At 36.0% G+C, this 17,059-nt stretch carries 14 protein-coding genes; 6 read left to right on the top strand and 8 right to left on the bottom strand.

From position 1 onward, the window contains the following. Window positions 1-21: 21 nt before the first annotated feature. From CRS_RS09930 to CRS_RS09920, 3 genes are all read right to left on the bottom strand, one after another. The gene (locus CRS_RS09930) at window positions 22-957 is read right to left on the bottom strand and encodes an endonuclease/exonuclease/phosphatase family protein (RefSeq protein ID WP_142723877.1); all 936 of its coding nucleotides are present in this window, start codon (window positions 955-957) and stop codon (window positions 22-24) included. 378 nt (window positions 958-1,335) lie between these two features. After that, entirely contained in the window at window positions 1,336-2,007 is a 672-nt protein-coding gene (gene trmD / locus CRS_RS09925; protein WP_142723876.1) for a tRNA (guanosine(37)-N1)-methyltransferase TrmD, read from the bottom strand. Next, window positions 2,004-3,266, bottom strand: coding sequence for an NAD(P)/FAD-dependent oxidoreductase (locus CRS_RS09920; protein WP_142723875.1), 1,263 nt, complete (start codon window positions 3,264-3,266; stop codon window positions 2,004-2,006). Before CRS_RS09920 ends, trmD begins: the two co-directional genes overlap by 4 nt. A gap of 66 nt (window positions 3,267-3,332) precedes the next feature. On the opposite strand from CRS_RS09920, the gene CRS_RS09915 reads away from it, so the two are divergent. Beyond that, window positions 3,333-4,196, top strand: a complete 864-nt coding sequence (locus CRS_RS09915; RefSeq protein WP_172617031.1) for a glycoside hydrolase family 25 protein — start codon at window positions 3,333-3,335, stop codon at window positions 4,194-4,196. 17 nt (window positions 4,197-4,213) lie between these two features. Here CRS_RS09915 and CRS_RS09910 read toward each other — a convergent pair whose 3' ends face one another. Both CRS_RS09910 and CRS_RS09905 read right to left on the bottom strand, forming a co-directional pair. Beyond that, entirely contained in the window at window positions 4,214-5,863 is a 1,650-nt protein-coding gene (locus tag CRS_RS09910) for an alpha/beta fold hydrolase (RefSeq protein ID WP_142723874.1), read from the bottom strand. A gap of 142 nt (window positions 5,864-6,005) precedes the next feature. Beyond that, on the bottom strand, window positions 6,006-6,518 hold the full coding sequence (locus CRS_RS09905; RefSeq protein WP_142723873.1) for a 5'(3')-deoxyribonucleotidase: 513 nt from the start codon (window positions 6,516-6,518) through the stop codon (window positions 6,006-6,008). A gap of 373 nt (window positions 6,519-6,891) precedes the next feature. Here CRS_RS09905 and CRS_RS09900 point away from each other — a divergent pair, with 373 nt between their 5' ends. Then, window positions 6,892-8,784, top strand: coding sequence for an ABC-F family ATP-binding cassette domain-containing protein (locus CRS_RS09900; RefSeq protein ID WP_142723872.1), 1,893 nt, complete (start codon window positions 6,892-6,894; stop codon window positions 8,782-8,784). 166 nt (window positions 8,785-8,950) lie between these two features. Here CRS_RS09900 and CRS_RS09895 read toward each other — a convergent pair whose 3' ends face one another. Further along, window positions 8,951-10,006: a Gfo/Idh/MocA family oxidoreductase gene (locus CRS_RS09895; protein WP_142723871.1), complete on the bottom strand. Its 1,056-nt coding sequence runs from the start codon at window positions 10,004-10,006 to the stop codon at window positions 8,951-8,953. Between the two features lie 181 nt (window positions 10,007-10,187). Here CRS_RS09895 and CRS_RS09890 point away from each other — a divergent pair, with 181 nt between their 5' ends. From CRS_RS09890 to CRS_RS09880, 3 genes are all read left to right on the top strand, one after another. Beyond that, the gene (locus CRS_RS09890) at window positions 10,188-12,380 is read left to right on the top strand and encodes a TonB-dependent siderophore receptor (RefSeq protein ID WP_142723870.1); all 2,193 of its coding nucleotides are present in this window, start codon (window positions 10,188-10,190) and stop codon (window positions 12,378-12,380) included. Between the two features lie 91 nt (window positions 12,381-12,471). Next, window positions 12,472-12,987, top strand: a complete 516-nt coding sequence (locus tag CRS_RS09885) for a hypothetical protein (RefSeq protein WP_142723869.1) — start codon at window positions 12,472-12,474, stop codon at window positions 12,985-12,987. 251 nt (window positions 12,988-13,238) lie between these two features. Further along, entirely contained in the window at window positions 13,239-13,829 is a 591-nt protein-coding gene (locus CRS_RS09880; RefSeq protein ID WP_002976637.1) for an outer membrane beta-barrel protein, read from the top strand. A 93-nt stretch (window positions 13,830-13,922) separates the two neighbouring features. Here CRS_RS09880 and CRS_RS09875 read toward each other — a convergent pair whose 3' ends face one another. Next, window positions 13,923-14,558 (bottom strand): peroxiredoxin, encoded by a 636-nt coding sequence (locus tag CRS_RS09875; protein ID WP_142723868.1) that lies wholly within the window; start codon window positions 14,556-14,558, stop codon window positions 13,923-13,925. 96 nt (window positions 14,559-14,654) lie between these two features. Here CRS_RS09875 and CRS_RS09870 point away from each other — a divergent pair, with 96 nt between their 5' ends. Next, window positions 14,655-15,542 (top strand): mechanosensitive ion channel family protein, encoded by an 888-nt coding sequence (locus CRS_RS09870; RefSeq protein ID WP_142723867.1) that lies wholly within the window; start codon window positions 14,655-14,657, stop codon window positions 15,540-15,542. 203 nt (window positions 15,543-15,745) lie between these two features. Here CRS_RS09870 and sucC read toward each other — a convergent pair whose 3' ends face one another. Beyond that, the gene (gene sucC, locus CRS_RS09865) at window positions 15,746-16,936 is read right to left on the bottom strand and encodes an ADP-forming succinate--CoA ligase subunit beta (RefSeq protein ID WP_142723866.1); all 1,191 of its coding nucleotides are present in this window, start codon (window positions 16,934-16,936) and stop codon (window positions 15,746-15,748) included. Window positions 16,937-17,059 lie beyond the last annotated feature (123 nt).

Raw genomic sequence — 17,059 nt, 5'->3', positions numbered from 1 at the left:
CTTTTTTATTATTTATGTTTTTTACTGTAAATTTTTAAATTTTACAAAAACCGGAAAGTGATCGCTGTATCCTCCTAAATACCGGGTACCGGCATAAGTCCGGAAAGGCCGTCCTTCAAAATGTCTGGTTCTGCTGCGGATTTTTTCAGAATTGAATATATGAGCATCCTGAAAAGCCAGCGTTTTATTATCAAGTAAAGATCTTGACATCATGATCTGATCATACAGCAATCCAGATTTATAATGAAAAGTAGAATAATTTCTTGTAGAAAACAATTGTTGAAAAGGATTCATCAAAACCTTCTCATGGTAATTGTCATAGAGAATCTGTACTAAATTTTCATCATCCGGGTTTTCATTAAAATCACCACACAATATAACATGCTCTTTATCTGCATCCACTATTTTCATAATCCGTTCCCGGATCTCATTCAAAATAAAAGCTCTTTTAGGCTTATTGACATCTTTTTCGCGCTTAGAGGGAAGATGGGCGATAAAGACATTAATAATTTCTCCTTTATATTTTATTTTTGAAAAAAGTACGTCTCTTGTTGTGTCGTAATTTTCTGTGTTTTTATTTACTATTTCAAAAAAGAAAGTAATGGTTTCTGAATCTATCACCTCTACTTTGTTTTTATCATATAACATGGCTACATCCACCTTTCTTTCGTCCATAGAATTATAATGTACAATTCCATATTGCGAATCAAAAGGTTCCATTTCTACAAGATCCTCCAAAACTTTCCTTCCGGAAACTTCAGATAATCCTATGATAAATGGCATTACACCATTATCCTCCTTCATAAGCTGAAATACATGAGAGATTTTAAAAAGTTTATTTCTATATCTCTTTTCATCCCAATTTCTTAATCCTGACCGGGTAGGATCTAATTTATGGACAGGCTTAGGGTCGGGTAAAAATAAATTTTCAACATTATAAAAAGAGAACAGCTCCATCTACACTAATTTCTATACTTTTAATTTATTATGCTCTTTTTCTTAAGATGTAAAATTATTATTATTTTTCAAATTTTATTGATTTGCCACAAAAACAACAAATCAATTCCCAATAAAAAACCATTCAAATATAGTAAAAAATACTAATGAAATCAGCTATATAAAATTAATTTTTCAACTATTTGAGAGTTTTAATATATTAATCAAAATTGAGACAATATATAAAATCACGAATAATAGAAATAAATTTTCAATTTAAAATTAGAAATATTAATATTTTTCACACTTAACAAACATATAACAAATATTATTCCATTTATCAATAACAAATGGAATTGGGTAAATCCGTGGAATTAAATAAGTTTCAGTAACTCTTTCTTATAATAAATCGGGACGTTTTTCTTTTGTGATTCTTAGCGCTTCATCATGACGCCATTCTTCAATTTTACCAAAATTTCCACTCAATAGTATTTTTGGAACCTCCAGCCCTTTATAGCTTTCAGGTCTTGTATAAATGGGTGGTGCAAGAAGATCATCCTGAAAGCTGTCTGTCAGTGCACTCTGCTCGTCATTTAAAACTCCGGGGAGTAATCTGATAACGGAGTCAGCAAGCACGCAGGCTGCAAGTTCCCCGCCTGTAAGCACGTAATCTCCGATTGAAATTTCTTTTGTAATATGAAGGTCTCTTACTCTTTGGTCTATTCCTTTATAATGCCCGCAAAGGAAGATCAGATTTTCCTTGATAGAAAGTGAATTGGCAATTTTCTGATTTAAGGTAACGCCATCCGGTGTCAGGTAGATCACCTCGTCATAATTTCTTTGAGATTTAAGCTCTGAAATACATTTATCCAACGGCTCAACCATCATTACCATTCCCGCTCCCCCTCCGTAGGGTTCATCATCAATCTGTCTGTGCTTATTGGTTGCCCAATCTCTCAGATGATGAAAATGTACTTCTGCAAGTCCTTTATCCATCGCTCTTTTCAAAATAGACGTTTTGAAAGGACTCTCCATCAATTCAGGAAGCACGCTTATTATGTCAATTCTCATTGTAATGTTCCGTTTTTCTTAGTAGGTATAATAATTAATCTTAAAGAAGAATCTTTATTGATATAGCTCCACATCCAGTTGAAGAATATGGCCAGTTTATTTCTAACGCTCAAAATTAGCATTAAATGGAGAAACATCCAGAAATACCAGGCAAAAAATCCCTGGAATTTAATAAACGGCAGGTCGACAACAGCTCTGTGCTTTCCAATAGTTGCCAATGACCCTTTGTCATCATATTCATATTCTTTCCACTCACCCTGACTTTTCTTTAACAGATTCTTCCCTAGATTTTTTGCCTGATTAATCGCTACGTTGGCCACCTGAGGATGTCCCTGCGGATATTTCGGTGTTTCCATGTAGGCAATATCCCCGATAGCATAAATATTATCGTACCCTTTTATTTTATTATACCGATCTACAATATATCTGTTTCGCACTAATTTTTCTTCGGGAAAGCCGCCTACGACATTTCCTGTAACTCCGGCCGCCCATATGACATTATTAGAAGGGATCTCTTTCCCGCTTCTGAGATGTACTTTATCACCATCATAATCTGTCACTACCTCTCCGCTCATAAAAGTGACCCCAAGATCTTTTAGATATTTTTCAGATTTATCCTGAGCTTCACCACTCATCACAGCAAGTGGTTTTTCTGTAGAGCTTACCAGAATAATTTTCAGATGATCAAAATTCATATAAGGATAATCTCTTGGGAGGATTTCTTTTTTCATTTCAGCAAAAGCCCCCGCCAGCTCTACTCCTGTAGGACCGCTGCCTACGATAACGATATTCCAGTTTCCGTCATCGCTTCGGCTTTTTTCAATAATCAGCTTTTCAAAGGTCATCAGTACATGATTTCTGATACTGATTGCTTCCTGGGTATTTTTCATTCCGAAAGCTTTGCCTTCCAGCTCTTTGTTACCGAAAAAATTAGTTTTACAACCGGTTGCAATAATGAGTTTATCATACGTAAACTCTGCTTCGTCGGTAATCACCTTGTGGTTGGCAGGGTCTATCTCTTTCACCTCTGTCATACGGAACTGTGTGTTTCTGGACTGCTGAAAAATCTTCCTGAAGGGGAAAGAAATATTGGACGGTTCTATCCTTCCTGAGGCTACCTGATAAAAAAGCGGCTGAAACATATGATGGTTCATCCGATCCAGAACAATGACTTTTTTGTTCTTGTTATTCAATGTTTTTGCAAGTTGCAGCCCCGCAAATCCTCCTCCAATAATGATGATTTTTTCGCGTGTTTCCATAATACACAAATTTACTGATTTTATTTTAGCATTTAGCAGTGAAAAAAGTTAGTTTTGCAAAACTTTATGTCACCAAGAAAGTACACCAAAAAAACTGCCAAACAAGTCCATAAATCCCGCCGGAAGAAGTATTTTTTCCGAAGATGGATCATATTGGGTATATTGGTCATAGCATTAATAGGGACCGGATTTTATTTAAAACAGACGGTCAGCTATTATTATGCACTGTACTTTAATAAATTCAGACATAAAAAGCTTCATAACAGTGAAAAAGAGGCGGCCAGAATACAGAGAATATTAGCCGGCAACCTTGATAAAACTTTTGGCTTTGATGTTTCCCATTACCAGAACAGAGAAGATATCAAATGGGACAGCCTCAGCATTGGAAATAAAACCATTCCGTTAGAGTTCGTTGTGATGCGTGCAACGATGGGAAACAGAAGTGCCGACAAACATTTTGATGAGTTCTGGGAAATTGCCAAAAAGCATGACCTGATCCGCGGAGCTTACCATTTTTACAGAGCAGATGAGGATCCTGTTATCCAGGCAAACAATTTTTTAGAGAATGTAAAACTTGAAAGCGGAGATCTCCCTCCAATTCTTGATATTGAAAAAATCCCCAAACGTAAGACCAACAAAAAACTGGTTGAAGACCTGAAGGTATGGTGTAAAATTGTAGAAGATGCCTATGACGAAAAACCTATTATCTATACCTATTATCATTATTATAAAGACTTTCTGAAAGGAGAGTTTGAAGATTATCCTTTATGGCTGGCCAATTACAATGATGTTGCTTCTCCTTCTCCCGATGACAAATGGGATTTCTGGCAGTTTACAGAAAACGGGATTGTACATGGTATCAATGCAAAGGTAGACCTTGATATTTACAATGGCAGCTCCTGGTCACTAAAAAGACTGACACTGGATTAATCAGCTTGCCGCCTTTATCAATTGGTCTTTTCTAAAAACCCCAGGATATCTGTATTAAGCTGATCCGCCTTCTCAAAAGGGATCATATGACTTGCATCTTTATAGATTTTCAGTTCTGCAAAAGGAATCTGTTTTGCCATAAACTCAGTATGTTCCTTTTTGATAACATCACGGTCTCCGGCAATAACCAGTACAGCACTTTTTATTTTATTCAGCTCTTTTTGGCTGATTCTGGGCTCTGTAAGCATAATTTTCAGAAGCCTGCGTTCATTGAATGATTCCGGAACATTCAGCTGCTTCAGCTGGTCCATTTGATTGATGAAATTATCAGTAATTTTCTTTTCTACCCCTTCAGGAAAAGCATTTGCACCGATTATAATAAGCTTATCCAGGCTGTCCGGATATTTCAAAGCAAATTCAAGTCCGGTATTCCCGCCATCGCTCCAGCCGGCGATATTGATTTTATTCATTTTCAGATGATCTGCCAGTGCTTTTACATCATCGGCAAACAGTTGATAAGTATAGTCTCTTTTAGAAGTATCCAGACTTTTTCCCTGTCCTCTGGTATCTAAAGCAATTACCTTATATTGTTTGGAAAGAGCTGGAATCTGCTGGTAAAAATCTTTTATACTTCCTGAATTCCCATGAAGTAAGACCAGTGGTTCCCCTTCTCCATACACTTCATAATAAAGTTCAGCATCTTTCAGTTTGAAAGTATTTCCGGTGGATATATTCCTGCCGTAGTCAGTATGTTCTGATTCTTCAGCATACTTGGATACATCCGGAATTAAAAAATCTTCAGCATCTGAAAATTCATTTTTATTCTGATTATTACTTGCATTCTTATCCATTTTCACATCAATATTAATGGCTGGTGCAGCAATGGTCATTTTCTTCCAGTCACCATAAAACTCTCTTATAAATCCTGTTCTGAACAAAGCTGCACTTATTTTAATTCTGCCTTCAAAATCTTTTAAAAACTGTATACCGACAAAAAACTTTCCCTGTATCCATATGTTACGGTCGTTAACATCCAGTGTATATGTTCCGTCTTTAATCATATCTTCAGTTAATGCCACGGTAATTTCCTCTTCCAAAATGTTCTTATCCGGAAAACCATTTTTTTCACTGTAAATACTGTATCTCATCAAAACGGGCTGAGCAGAAACATAGCTGGCAATATTCAGATTGATATTTTTGATTTTTGATCTTTTCTTAGCATTGAATTCTAAAGCTGTTTCTCCAAGAAAATTTTTTTTATCCAATTCCGGATTAACCGAATAGATAACACTTTTTGTTTTGGTATTGACTCCCCAGTTTTTATCTATCAGCTTTTTAGACTTAATCGTAATCTCTTTAATATTTTTAGTTTTCTCTGTTAAAAATATTTTTTGCTGATGATTTTGTTTAAAACGCTGAACTGTTTCCTGATAAAGGTAATAGCCAGGCACCTCTATTTTTATTATCTGTTGTGGATCCACCTGAGAAAGGTCTATCGAAAAGTTTCCTTTTTCATCAGAGATGGTCCCCGTTGAGTTTTTCTCTATCCCGATTTTTACATAAGGAATCGGTTGATTTTCGTTTTTAGCGATGACCGTCCCGGAAATAACCTGTGCTTTAAGAGTAACAGCAGAAATAAGAAAAAATAGAGTATGAAATATTTTCATGTTAAAAGTTTGACGCAAACTTATTTATTTCCCATTTCCTAATGTCATAATTCTTTATTAAATTTATCCTTGCATTAGTTAAAATTGTTTTAAATATCTCCATATTTCTATCATAATTCTAAAAATATTTAAATTCTCATTATTAAAGAATATTCATAATATCTTCCCAGGAGTGAACTCTTTGGTAAGTTTCATTTTCGATCAGTTCATTATGGGGTTGGGTAAAGATTAATCTCTGCCCTGAAAAATGATCTAAGTTTTTAGGATAATCGTCAATCATCACATCTCCGGAGACTACTTTTTTGCTTCCGCAAAGAACAATCTGTTCCCAGGTGATGAATGGAAAATGCTCTGCCAACCAGTCGTACTTTTCTCTTAAACTGTTGGGAAACTCCATTCCGGCTGATACAATATAAAGATCATATTTGTTATTCAGATATTCCATTGCTTCACGACTTCCTTTCATTACAGGTAATGTTCTGAAAAAGCCCACTTCATTAACGTGTTTTTTCCCATTTGGAAAGGCTTCTATTTCAGGCCTGCCCACCAAATTACTGATTTCAATTTCTCTTCCTGTATCTCTTTTTTCAAATTGTGCCAGCTGATGATATACATCCGCCATTACCCCATCCATGTCAACAATTACTTTTTTCATTACTTCATTCTGATTTTAATATTGAAACTGTTTAAACTTTTATATTCATTATTTTTAACTACAAAAGGCACAAAAGTTTTAAACACTTAAGTTTTTTAGAATCAAGCTTTATGCATAATAGGTACATCTAAGTTTTCTGAAAATCTTTGATGTTCATCTTATATGAACTTTTCTGTGGTTTTGTAAAATATAAACAACTTTATTATAAACTACTGTATCCCATCAAATTTACAGAATAGTTTTTTCAGGTAATGAATACAGTTTATTAAAAAATTATAAATATTGATTTATAAAAGAGTTTACAGAAAATTTAGATTACATTTTTGTATTTTTGCGGTTCATTTCAAAATTAAAACCCAACCCTTAATTCCCAATGAATTACGTTTCTGTAGAAAATCTTACCAAATCTTATGGCATCAAGGTTTTGTTTAAAAACATTTCTTTTCACATCAATGAAGGAGATAAAATAGCTATTGTTGCCAAAAACGGAAGTGGAAAATCTACCCTTCTGAAAATATTAATGGGTAAAGAAATTGCAGACAGCGGAACTGCGATCATCAACAAAGATATCCAGGTGGTATTATTTGACCAGGAAATCGACTATGATCCTGATCTCAGCATTGAAGAGTTTATGATGACTCTTGATTCTGAGCCTATCCTTGCGCTTAAAAACTATCACCAATCCCTGCATTCTACGGATAATGATTTTATCGAGAAAGCTTTGGCTGATATGGAGGTTCACAAGGCCTGGGATCTGGAAAATGAAATGAAACAGATCCTTTCCCAGCTGAAAATTACTGATCTGGATGCCAAAATGGGTACGCTTTCCGGAGGACAGATCAAACGGGTTGCTTTGGCCAAACTTTTAACAGAAACAAGAGCTGAGCACAGGCATACGCTTCTGATCATGGATGAACCTACCAACCACCTGGATGTGGATATGGTAGAATGGCTTGAAAATTATCTGAATAAAGCAAAAATCACCTTATTGCTCGTAACCCACGACCGGTATTTCCTGGACAGTGTTTGTGACATTATCTGGGAGATGGAAGATCAGAATCTTTACGTTCACAACGGTTCGTATGCCACTTATCTTGAAAACAAGATGATCCGTGAGGAGAATCTAAATGCTACTATTGATAAGGCCAATAATCTTTACAGAAAGGAACTGGAATGGATGAGAAGACAGCCAAAAGCCAGAACCACAAAATCAAAAAGCAGGATTGATGCGTTCTACGAAACTGAAAAGGTGGCTAAAACTGACACCAGAAAAGATGGACTGGAACTGGATTTTGAAATGAAACGTCTGGGAAATAAAATTCTTGAACTCAAACATATTGATAAGAGTTTTGGTCCTAAAGTTCTTTTAAAAGATTTCAGCTATCAGTTTCAACGTGGGGAAAAAGTTGGAATTGTTGGAAAAAACGGTGCCGGTAAATCTACCCTGCTTAATATTATTCAAGGCTATGAAAAAGCGGATAAAGGAGAAATTGAAACAGGAGAAACTATTTCTTTCGGTTATTTCTCACAAAAAGGCCTTACCTATAAAGAGGACGAACGTGTCATTGATTTCATTAAGGAAATTGCAGAGTTTTATCCTTTAGCCAATGGAAAAAGCTTATCTGCCTCACAGTTTTTAAGATTGTTTTTATTTGACGATCAGACTCAATATTCTCCAATTTCTAAACTTTCAGGAGGCGAAAAGAGAAGGCTTCACCTGATGTATATTTTGTATCAGAATCCTAACTTCCTGATTTTTGATGAGCCAACGAATGATCTTGACCTTCCAACGTTAACGGTTCTCGAAAACTTCCTTCAGCAGTTTCAGGGATCTTTGATCATCGTTTCTCACGACAGATATTTCATGGACAGAATTGTAGATCATGTTCTTGCTTTTGAAGGAAATGGAAAGATCAGGGATTTTGTAGGAAATTTCTCAGAATACAGAGAAGCGAGAAGCCGAGAGGAAGCATTAGAAAAAAACGCAACAGTAAAACCTGAGCCGATTAAAGAAACAATTTCCACAGTAGAAAGTACTGTATCTTCCACTACTAAGCGAAAATTAACGTTCAAAGAGCAGAGAGAGCTGGAAACGATTGAAAAAGAAATGCCTGAACTGGAAGAACAGCGATCCAAAATTCTGGATCAGCTCAACAACGAAGCCGATTATGAAAAGATAGCCAAGCTTTCTTCAGAGCTGGAAACAGTTTCAGAAAAACTGGAGAATCAGGAAATGAGATGGCTGGAGCTACAGGAGCTACTTTAATAATTATGAGTTAAAAATTATGAATTATGAATGAGTCGGAGCGTTTGAGTGTTTTAGGGTTTGAGTGTAAATGAGTTGAAAATTTCTAATCACAACTACGATCAACCTGAAACTTTAAACCTTGAACCTGAAATTTTGAATTCATTCATAATTCATAACTCATCATTTATAATTTGATTACTCTTTCTTCTTTTGCGCTTTCCAGGGAAGCATCAATGATTTTCATATTCTGAATAACTTCTTTTCCCGGAGATGGTAAGGCATATCCAAACACAATGTGTTCATAGATCTTCTGGTAATAATCCATATAATTCCCGGCTTCACTTGAAGTCAGTTTTCTTTCTGTTTCAGAACGGTCATTCAGGAAGTTTAAGATGCCATCCGCCTCTTTCAAAGGCTGTGTCCATTCTTTTCCATATGTGGGAACAGCACCTGCTACCAGTTCATTTTCCTGGTTATCGGTTCTTTCCTGAAGAAAAGTTCCCCTGTCTCCATGAATGGTATAAGCATAATGACCTTCTTTGCTGAAAACAGAAGATTTCAGTCTTATTCTAAGGTCGCTTTTGTAGAATAAAAGGATCTCAAAATAATCATTGGCAAACTCAGCTCCTTTCATAGAAAATACATCTGCAAAAAGTTTTTCAGGATATCCAAAGTACTGCACTGCCTGATCGATAAGATGTGCTCCCAGATCATGAAGCGATCCTGAACCTGTCTGATCCGGGCTTTCTTTATGCTGCTTTCCGCTGGGAGTGGTACGGAACCTGTCAAAACGAATCTCAACCTCTTTTATATTTCCTAATTGGCCTTCATTCAGAATTTTTTGAACCTGTAAAAAATCACGGTCAAATCTTCTGTTTTGATATACACTTATAAACAGTCCCTTTTCTTCAGCCAGCCGTACGAGCTCTTCTGCTTCAGAAACATTTACTGTAAAGGGTTTTTCCACAATAATGTTTTTCCCAGCCTCCAATGCTTTTTTGGCATACTCATAATGGGTCTGAACGGGAGTATTGATGATCACCAGTTCTACATCTGCATGCTGAAGCATCTCTTCGACAGAACGGTAAATTGTTGCTTCCGGGTACTTTTCCTTCGATTCTTCCTTACTCCTCTCTACGACAGCAGAAATAAAAAATCCCGGATGCTCTTTTAAAAAGGGAGCATGAAAAACTTTTCCACTCATTCCAAAGGCACACAGCCCTGCTTTTACCAATTGCATATTTTAATTTTTAACAAATATATTCATAAAAAATTCTCTTTTCCCCGGTATAAAGGAGGGATAGAAATAATCCATCTTTGATTCTCCAAAAACATGATAAAAATCAGAAAATTATTTTTATCTATTCTAAACAAATACTTACATTTGCGCCTTATTTAAAACTGTTCTACATAAAAATAAAATGAAAAGACAATTACTTTCTCTAGGGCTTCTACTGACTGTAACTTCTTTAAGTGCACAGCTTAAGGACATTGAGGCAGATACGATAAGAACTCAAACGATCGAGGATATTAATCTCCACAAAACAGGAAATCCTAATCAGGCAAGGACGTTATCAACAAAATCCAATCTGACGGTAATGGAGAACCCTCAGCCCATTGCCATTGTTACTCACGAAATCATTGAGCAGCAGCAGGCAAAACAGCTAAGTGATGTTATCAAAAATGTAAATGGTATTTATTTAACATCTGCAAGAGGAGGATCTCAGGATAGCTTTGGCGGAAGAGGTTTTATTTTTGGAAATGATAATATTTTTAAGAACGGGGCAAGAGTAAACAGTGGTGTCTTCCCTGAAGTAAGCGGACTAGAGAGGGTTGAAGTTTTAAAAGGAGCCAATGCTATGTTATATGGTAACGTGGGACCTGGTGGTATCGTGAATCTTATCACAAAAAAACCAAGATTCGAATTTGGTGGTTCAGTTGGATTGAGTGGCGGTAGCTGGAATTCTTACAAGCCTATGTTTGATATTTATGGTCCATTAAGCAAAAAAGTAGCATTCAGAGTGAATGGTACCTACGAATATGCAGAGAGTTTCAGAGACATGGTAGAGTCTAAGAAACACTACTTCAATCCGTCGTTTGTTTTTAATTTGAGTGAAAACACGCAGTTAATTGTAGAAGGAGACTATTTACATCATAATTTCACTCCAGATTTTGGAATTGGGAGTGTAACTGATAAAACTACAGGAGTATCCAGATTAGCTACTGAAGTTGACCGCAGAAGTTTTTTGGGTGCCAACTGGCAATATCAGACCAACCAACAAGCTACTACAGACGTTATTTTAAATCATCAATTGAACAGTAAGTGGAGTCTAAATGCAGTTGCTTCCTATCAGAATTATACAAAAGATTATTTTTCAACAGAAAGAGTTCAATGGCAATATGAATCTGGAAAAGGAAACTTTAATCCTTCATGGGGGAGAACTTTAGGAAGAAATTATACTGAACAAAATTACACTTCCTTACAGGTTAACTTAAATGGAGAATTTAAGACCGGAAATATCATTCATAAAGTTTTATTTGGAACAGACGGAGACTATGGCCTGGCAGACACTTACACTTACAATTTTACCAATCCTACAAGTGTCAACTATGGAACATTATATTTAAATGACCCATCCACCTGGTCCACTGACGGAACCATGCCAGAAACCTACAGAGCGTCAAGAAATAGAATAGCTACAAAAAGATTTGGCCTTTATGCACAGGATTTAATCAGTGTTACCAAAGAATTTAAAGTATTGGCAGGAGTAAGATGGTCATATGTAAAAAATGAAGACACAGAAGTAAAGGATTTCCTGAAAGGAACAGAGACACCTACAGTAAACAGCGGCTTACAAGCACACGCTATATCACCAAAAGTAGGACTAATTTATAACCCTAATGATAACTTATCAGTTTTTGCAACATATACCAATTCATTCTCACCTAATTCAGGTTTTGATCAAAACAATCAATCTTTAAAAGCGTCAACAATTGACCAGTATGAGGTTGGTATTAAGAAGAACTTATGGAACAACGCAATCGCTGTTAACTTAACAGCGTATCAAATAAACAACAGAGACGCCTACACTTCTCCATATCTTGCAGATAATAAGCTTGCCTTATATAAAGTATATGCCGGTAATATAAGAAGTAGAGGTGTGGAATTGGATATCACAGGAAATCCTACAAAATATCTTTCTCTGATAGGAGGTATTTCTTATAATAATACTGTATATACAAAAACTCCGGATAACGGATTTGTTGAAGATCAAAGATTGGTAAGAACTCCTGCCCTTACAGCAAATGCTTCCGTATTCTATACCTTTACAGATTTTGCAAAGGGTCTGAAGGTAGGTGCGACTGCATTCTATACAGGAAAAAGACAAGCTGGTTGGAATGATGTAAAAGGACAGGCTCAGCAAACAAGAATGATTGATATTAACGGATTCACAACTGTTGATATAAGTGTTGGGTATGGTTGGAAAAAATTCTCTATCCAGGGTAAAGTCGGAAACCTGTTTGATGTTGTCAACTACAATGTTCATGAGAATTATTCAGTAAATCCGATTACTCCGAGAAACTATTATTTTACATTGACGTATAAGCTATAGAATTAAAATAAATTATTCTTTATTAAAAGTGGAGATTGCATTTTTGCAGTTTCCACTTTTGAAATTTAAAATAAAAACAGAACAATAAGATATGGATAAAATTAAAGACACAAGAAGTTTCATGAGGGTTACACACCGCTATCTGGGTTATTTCCTTGCGGGAATTATGGCGGTATACTCGTTAAGTGGAATTCTTCTGGTATACAGAGACACTGACTTCCTGAAAAGCGAAAAGAAATACGAGAAAAACATCGCCCCCAATCTTTCAGAGAAAGAGCTGAAAAAAGAGCTGAAAATGAAAGGACTTGAGGTGGAGAAAACAGAAGGAAGCGTTCTTTATTTTAAGCAGGGAACTTATGACAGTGCTACCGGAAAGGCTAAGTACACCAAAAAGGAACTTCCCTTTGTGTTAGATAAAATGGTTTCTCTTCACAAATCACAGTCTAAAGATGCCATATCGCCTTTAAGCGTATTCTTTGGGGTTTCACTTTTCTTTTTTGTCATTTCAAGTTTCTGGATGTTTAATCCTAAGACAAAAGCATTCAAACGTGGGATAAAGTTTACCATTGCCGGACTCATCATCTCTTTAATCCTTTTATTTATTTAATATGGTAAAACCGGAATTCTTATCAAATTAATGATCTGCCATCTATTTTTACTATTTCGATTTTAAAAAGCCCATTCCATTGTATTTATCATTATGATATCTTCAATTAATATGTTAAAAAGATAAAATATATCTCACTGACAATGTTAACGTTTATTTAGAAAAATTACGTAAAATTAAGAGTATGGCACATTTATTGTTTTTTCTATAATTCGTGAATAATAAACATTTAATTATTAAAATAATAAATTATGAAAAGACTTATTTTAACAGGGATATTAGCCGTAGCAGGTTTAACAGCAACTGCAAACGCTCAGATTCAGAAAGGTAATTGGATGGTAGGGGGTAACCTTGCAGGAGCCAACTTCGGTTTAAACAAAGGAGGAGGTTATGATTTTAATATTCAACCGAAAGGAGCTTATTTTATTGAGGATAATATTGCATTGGGAGGATATGTGGATTTAGGTTTTAAAGGCGCTAAAGATGCACCAACTACTTTCACGTATAACGTAGGTGCTTTAGGACGTTATTATCTTAATCCGGGAGAGCAAGGAGTAAACAATTTGCTTCACCACGGAAGATGGTTCTTCGAAGGTAACGTTGGTATTGGTGGAACATCTATTTCAAAAGGAGGTTCTTCTTCTAACGGTCTTAACTTCGGATTCGGACCTGGGTATTCTTACTTCATCACTCCAAACATCGGATTGGAAGGTTTAGTAAAATATGATGCAAACGCAGGTTTCGGAAGCGGTGGATATACTAACAAAATTACGTTTGGTTTAGGTTTCCAGATTTATCTTCCAACGTCTAAAGCAAAGCAAATCATCAACGACGTTAAGTAATAATACTTATAAAAAAATGAAAGCGCCCCGGAAATTTTATTTCTGGGGCGCTTTTCGTACAAATTAAAACTAAACTATAAAAAATCAAATAAATCATGTATTAGGTTGTGGAGTGTATCGCAAATAAGGCTTTATTTCCGTTACACCCTTTGGAAATATTTTCCGTGCTTCCTCTGTAGAAATGGCCGGAGGAATAATAACATCCTCTCCATTTTCCCAATTAACAGGAGTTGCTACACGATAGTTATCTACCAATTGTAAAGAATCCAGCACTCTAAGGATCTCTTCAAAATTCCTTCCTGTAGAGGCCGGATAGGTAATAATCAGTCTTACTTTTTTAGCCGGATCAATGATCAGTAAAGAACGTACAGTAGCCGTTGCCGAAGCATTAGGATGAATAAAATCATACAACTCAGAAACTTTTCTGTCTTTGTCTGCAATAATAGGAAACTGTACAGTGGTATTCTGGGTCTCATTAATATCTTTCACCCAGTTCTGATGGTCTTCCACTCCATCCACACTCAAGGCAATCACCTTGGTATCTCTTGCATCAAATTCTGACTGCAGTTTTGCTGTATATCCTAGTTCTGTAGTGCATACCGGCGTATAATCTGCAGGATGCGAAAACAGAATTCCCCAGGAGTCCCCCAGATAATTATAAAAATTGATATCGCCTACAGATGATTCTGCCTGAAAGTTGGGTGCTGTATCTCCTAATTTAATTGACATAATGTTCTCTATTTTATAGTCTACAAATTTAGTAGACTTTTTGGAACTGGCAAATTTTTTGCTTAAAATTTATATCTTTAATTAAAATTTTTATTCATGGAGAAAACGGGACTGAGGTATATAGATGTTGTTTATAAAGTCTTGGAAAATTGGTATATGACCTTTGCCGAACTTACCCCGAAGCTGATCGTTGGAATTATTGTATTCACATTTTTCCTTATTACCAGCAAGTATTTAAGCAGAGGAGCAGTAAATTTATTTCACAAATTTTTCCCGAAAAGCCAGAAAGAAAGTTCTTTAGTGACTTTAATCAGTATATTCAGATTCCTGATCATGCTGATGGGAACCTTTATTTCCCTTGAAATTATGGGATTCAGTGGTTTTCTCTGGAAGTTCATCGGAAGCTTGGGAGTTGCAGGGGTAATTGCCGGAGTTGCCCTGAAAGATCTTGTCTCAAGTATTTTTTCAGGAATGCTGATTGGAATTGACAAAGCATTTAAAGTAGGAGATTATATTACGATCGGTAACCACTCAGGCACAGTACAGGAAATTGGTTTTCTAACCACGAAAATACTTACCGACGACGGAAAGAAAGCTTATATTCCCAACCAGGTTGTTTTCAATGCTCCATTCTACAATATTACAGCTTCTCCGCAGCGGAGGATTATTTTAAATTTTGAAATTCCTGCCGATGAGGATATTACCAAGGCGCAAAAGGGGATTCTTGATGTGGTAAAAAGCCTTGATAATGTGGATAAGTTAGATACTGTAGAGGTGATTTTCACAGACCTTAAACAAGGAGCCTTTAATCTTCAGGTGAAATTCTGGATAAAAGTAGGGGCTAATCTTGCACAGGTGAGAAGTAAAGCTTATCTAGGTATTAAAGAACGTTTTGATACGGATAAAATCCAATTGGTAACCCCTACAAGCATCAGTATTACGAGTGGTGAGGCTAACTTGCCGGAAAGCCATCAGGATAAGTAATCATATACAATATAAAGACCATTTCAAAACCTGGGTGTTTTTATAGTGATTGCTAAGAAAAACCTAACAGGTTTTTAAAACCTGTTAGGTTTAAAATACACATTTCTTCTGAATTTATTACAAAGCTCTGTCCTTTCATTTACCAATAAAAAAACCGTTTCAAAAATGAAACGGTTTCTTCTATTTTATCTGAAAATTTCAGCTTACGCTAAAACTTCTTTTACTTTGTTTGCAGCTTCTTCCAAAGTAATTGCAGAGTGTACCGGAAGACCAGACTCGTCAATTAATTTTTTAGCTTCTACAGCGTTAGTTCCCTGTAATCTTACGATCAATGGAACCGGAAGGCTTCCCATAGCTTTGTAAGCGTCCACAACCCCTTGAGCAACTCTGTCACATCTTACGATACCACCAAAGATATTGATCAAAATAGCTTTTACGTTCGGATCTCTTAAGATGATTCCGAAAGCAGTCTGTACTCTCTGAGCATCTGCAGTACCTCCCACGTCAAGGAAGTTGGCAGGGTTACCACCTGATAATTTGATGATATCCATAGTAGCCATTGCAAGACCAGCTCCGTTTACCATACAGGCAACGTTACCGTCAAGTTTTACGAAGTTAAGACCCGCTTCACCCGCTTCTACATCCATCGGATCTTCTTCTCTTGTATCTCTTAATTCAGCTAAGTCTTTGTGACGGAATAATGAGTTGTCATCTAAAGTTACTTTAGCATCAACAGCGATAATCTTGTTATCAGAAGTTTTCAATACAGGGTTGATTTCGAAAAGAGAAGCATCAATACCTGTGTAAGCATTGTATAAAGAGGTAATGAATTTTGTAAATTCTTTGAAAGCATTCCCTTCAAGACCTAAGTTAAAAGCAATCTTTCTAGCCTGGAAACCTTGAAGTCCTAAAGCAGGATCAATGATTTCTTTGTGGATCAAATGAGGAGTTACTTCAGCAACGTGCTCAATATCCATCCCCCCTTCAGTAGAATATACAACTGTATTTTTACCTTCAGCTCTGTCTAAAAGAATAGAAACATAAAATTCTTTAGTTTCTGATTCTCCTGGATAATATACATCCTCTGCAACCAAAACAGAATTTACTTTTTTACCCTCAGCAGAAGTTTGTGGAGTTACCAACTGCATTCCGATGATATTCTGAGCGTTTTCTTTAAGTTTATCCATGTTTGGAGAGAACTTTACACCACCACCTTTACCACGACCACCTGCGTGGATCTGAGCCTTTACTACCCACCCTTGAGCGCCAGTTTCAGCAGTTAGTTTTTCTGCAGCAGCTACAGCTTCTTCTACGTTGTTTGCAACAAAACCACGTTGGATAGCTACTCCGTACTTTGATAAAATCTCTTTTGATTGATACTCGTGAAGATTCATATTATTTTTATTATTTTATTTAAAAATTTAAAGGTTGACAAATTTACTAAAAAGACATGGAAGTTCAAGTTTATTGACTTAAAATTTAAAGTCTGACCGACTTGATTTTTAACATATCTTCCT

It is taken from the genome of Chryseobacterium sp. ON_d1 (assembly GCF_006829085.1).
GTDB lineage: Bacteria > Bacteroidota > Bacteroidia > Flavobacteriales > Weeksellaceae > Chryseobacterium.
This window is presented reverse-complemented; position numbering and strand designations above follow the sequence as displayed.

Bases quoted from the DNA above. Each gene is read 5' to 3' on its own strand.
- CRS_RS09930 (WP_142723877.1), bottom strand. From the start codon at position 957: ATGGAGCTGTTCTCTTTTTATAATGTTGAAAATTTATTTTTACCCGAC.
- trmD (WP_142723876.1), bottom strand. From the start codon at position 2,007: ATGAGAATTGACATAATAAGCGTGCTTCCTGAATTGATGGAGAGTCCT.
- CRS_RS09920 (WP_142723875.1), bottom strand. From the start codon at position 3,266: ATGGAAACACGCGAAAAAATCATCATTATTGGAGGAGGATTTGCGGGG.
- CRS_RS09915 (WP_172617031.1), top strand. From the start codon at position 3,333: ATGTCACCAAGAAAGTACACCAAAAAAACTGCCAAACAAGTCCATAAA.
- CRS_RS09910 (WP_142723874.1), bottom strand. From the start codon at position 5,863: ATGAAAATATTTCATACTCTATTTTTTCTTATTTCTGCTGTTACTCTT.
- CRS_RS09905 (WP_142723873.1), bottom strand. From the start codon at position 6,518: ATGAAAAAAGTAATTGTTGACATGGATGGGGTAATGGCGGATGTATAT.
- CRS_RS09900 (WP_142723872.1), top strand. From the start codon at position 6,892: ATGAATTACGTTTCTGTAGAAAATCTTACCAAATCTTATGGCATCAAG.
- CRS_RS09895 (WP_142723871.1), bottom strand. From the start codon at position 10,006: ATGCAATTGGTAAAAGCAGGGCTGTGTGCCTTTGGAATGAGTGGAAAA.
- CRS_RS09890 (WP_142723870.1), top strand. From the start codon at position 10,188: ATGAAAAGACAATTACTTTCTCTAGGGCTTCTACTGACTGTAACTTCT.
- CRS_RS09885 (WP_142723869.1), top strand. From the start codon at position 12,472: ATGGATAAAATTAAAGACACAAGAAGTTTCATGAGGGTTACACACCGC.
- CRS_RS09880 (WP_002976637.1), top strand. From the start codon at position 13,239: ATGAAAAGACTTATTTTAACAGGGATATTAGCCGTAGCAGGTTTAACA.
- CRS_RS09875 (WP_142723868.1), bottom strand. From the start codon at position 14,558: ATGTCAATTAAATTAGGAGATACAGCACCCAACTTTCAGGCAGAATCA.
- CRS_RS09870 (WP_142723867.1), top strand. From the start codon at position 14,655: ATGGAGAAAACGGGACTGAGGTATATAGATGTTGTTTATAAAGTCTTG.
- sucC (WP_142723866.1), bottom strand. From the start codon at position 16,936: ATGAATCTTCACGAGTATCAATCAAAAGAGATTTTATCAAAGTACGGA.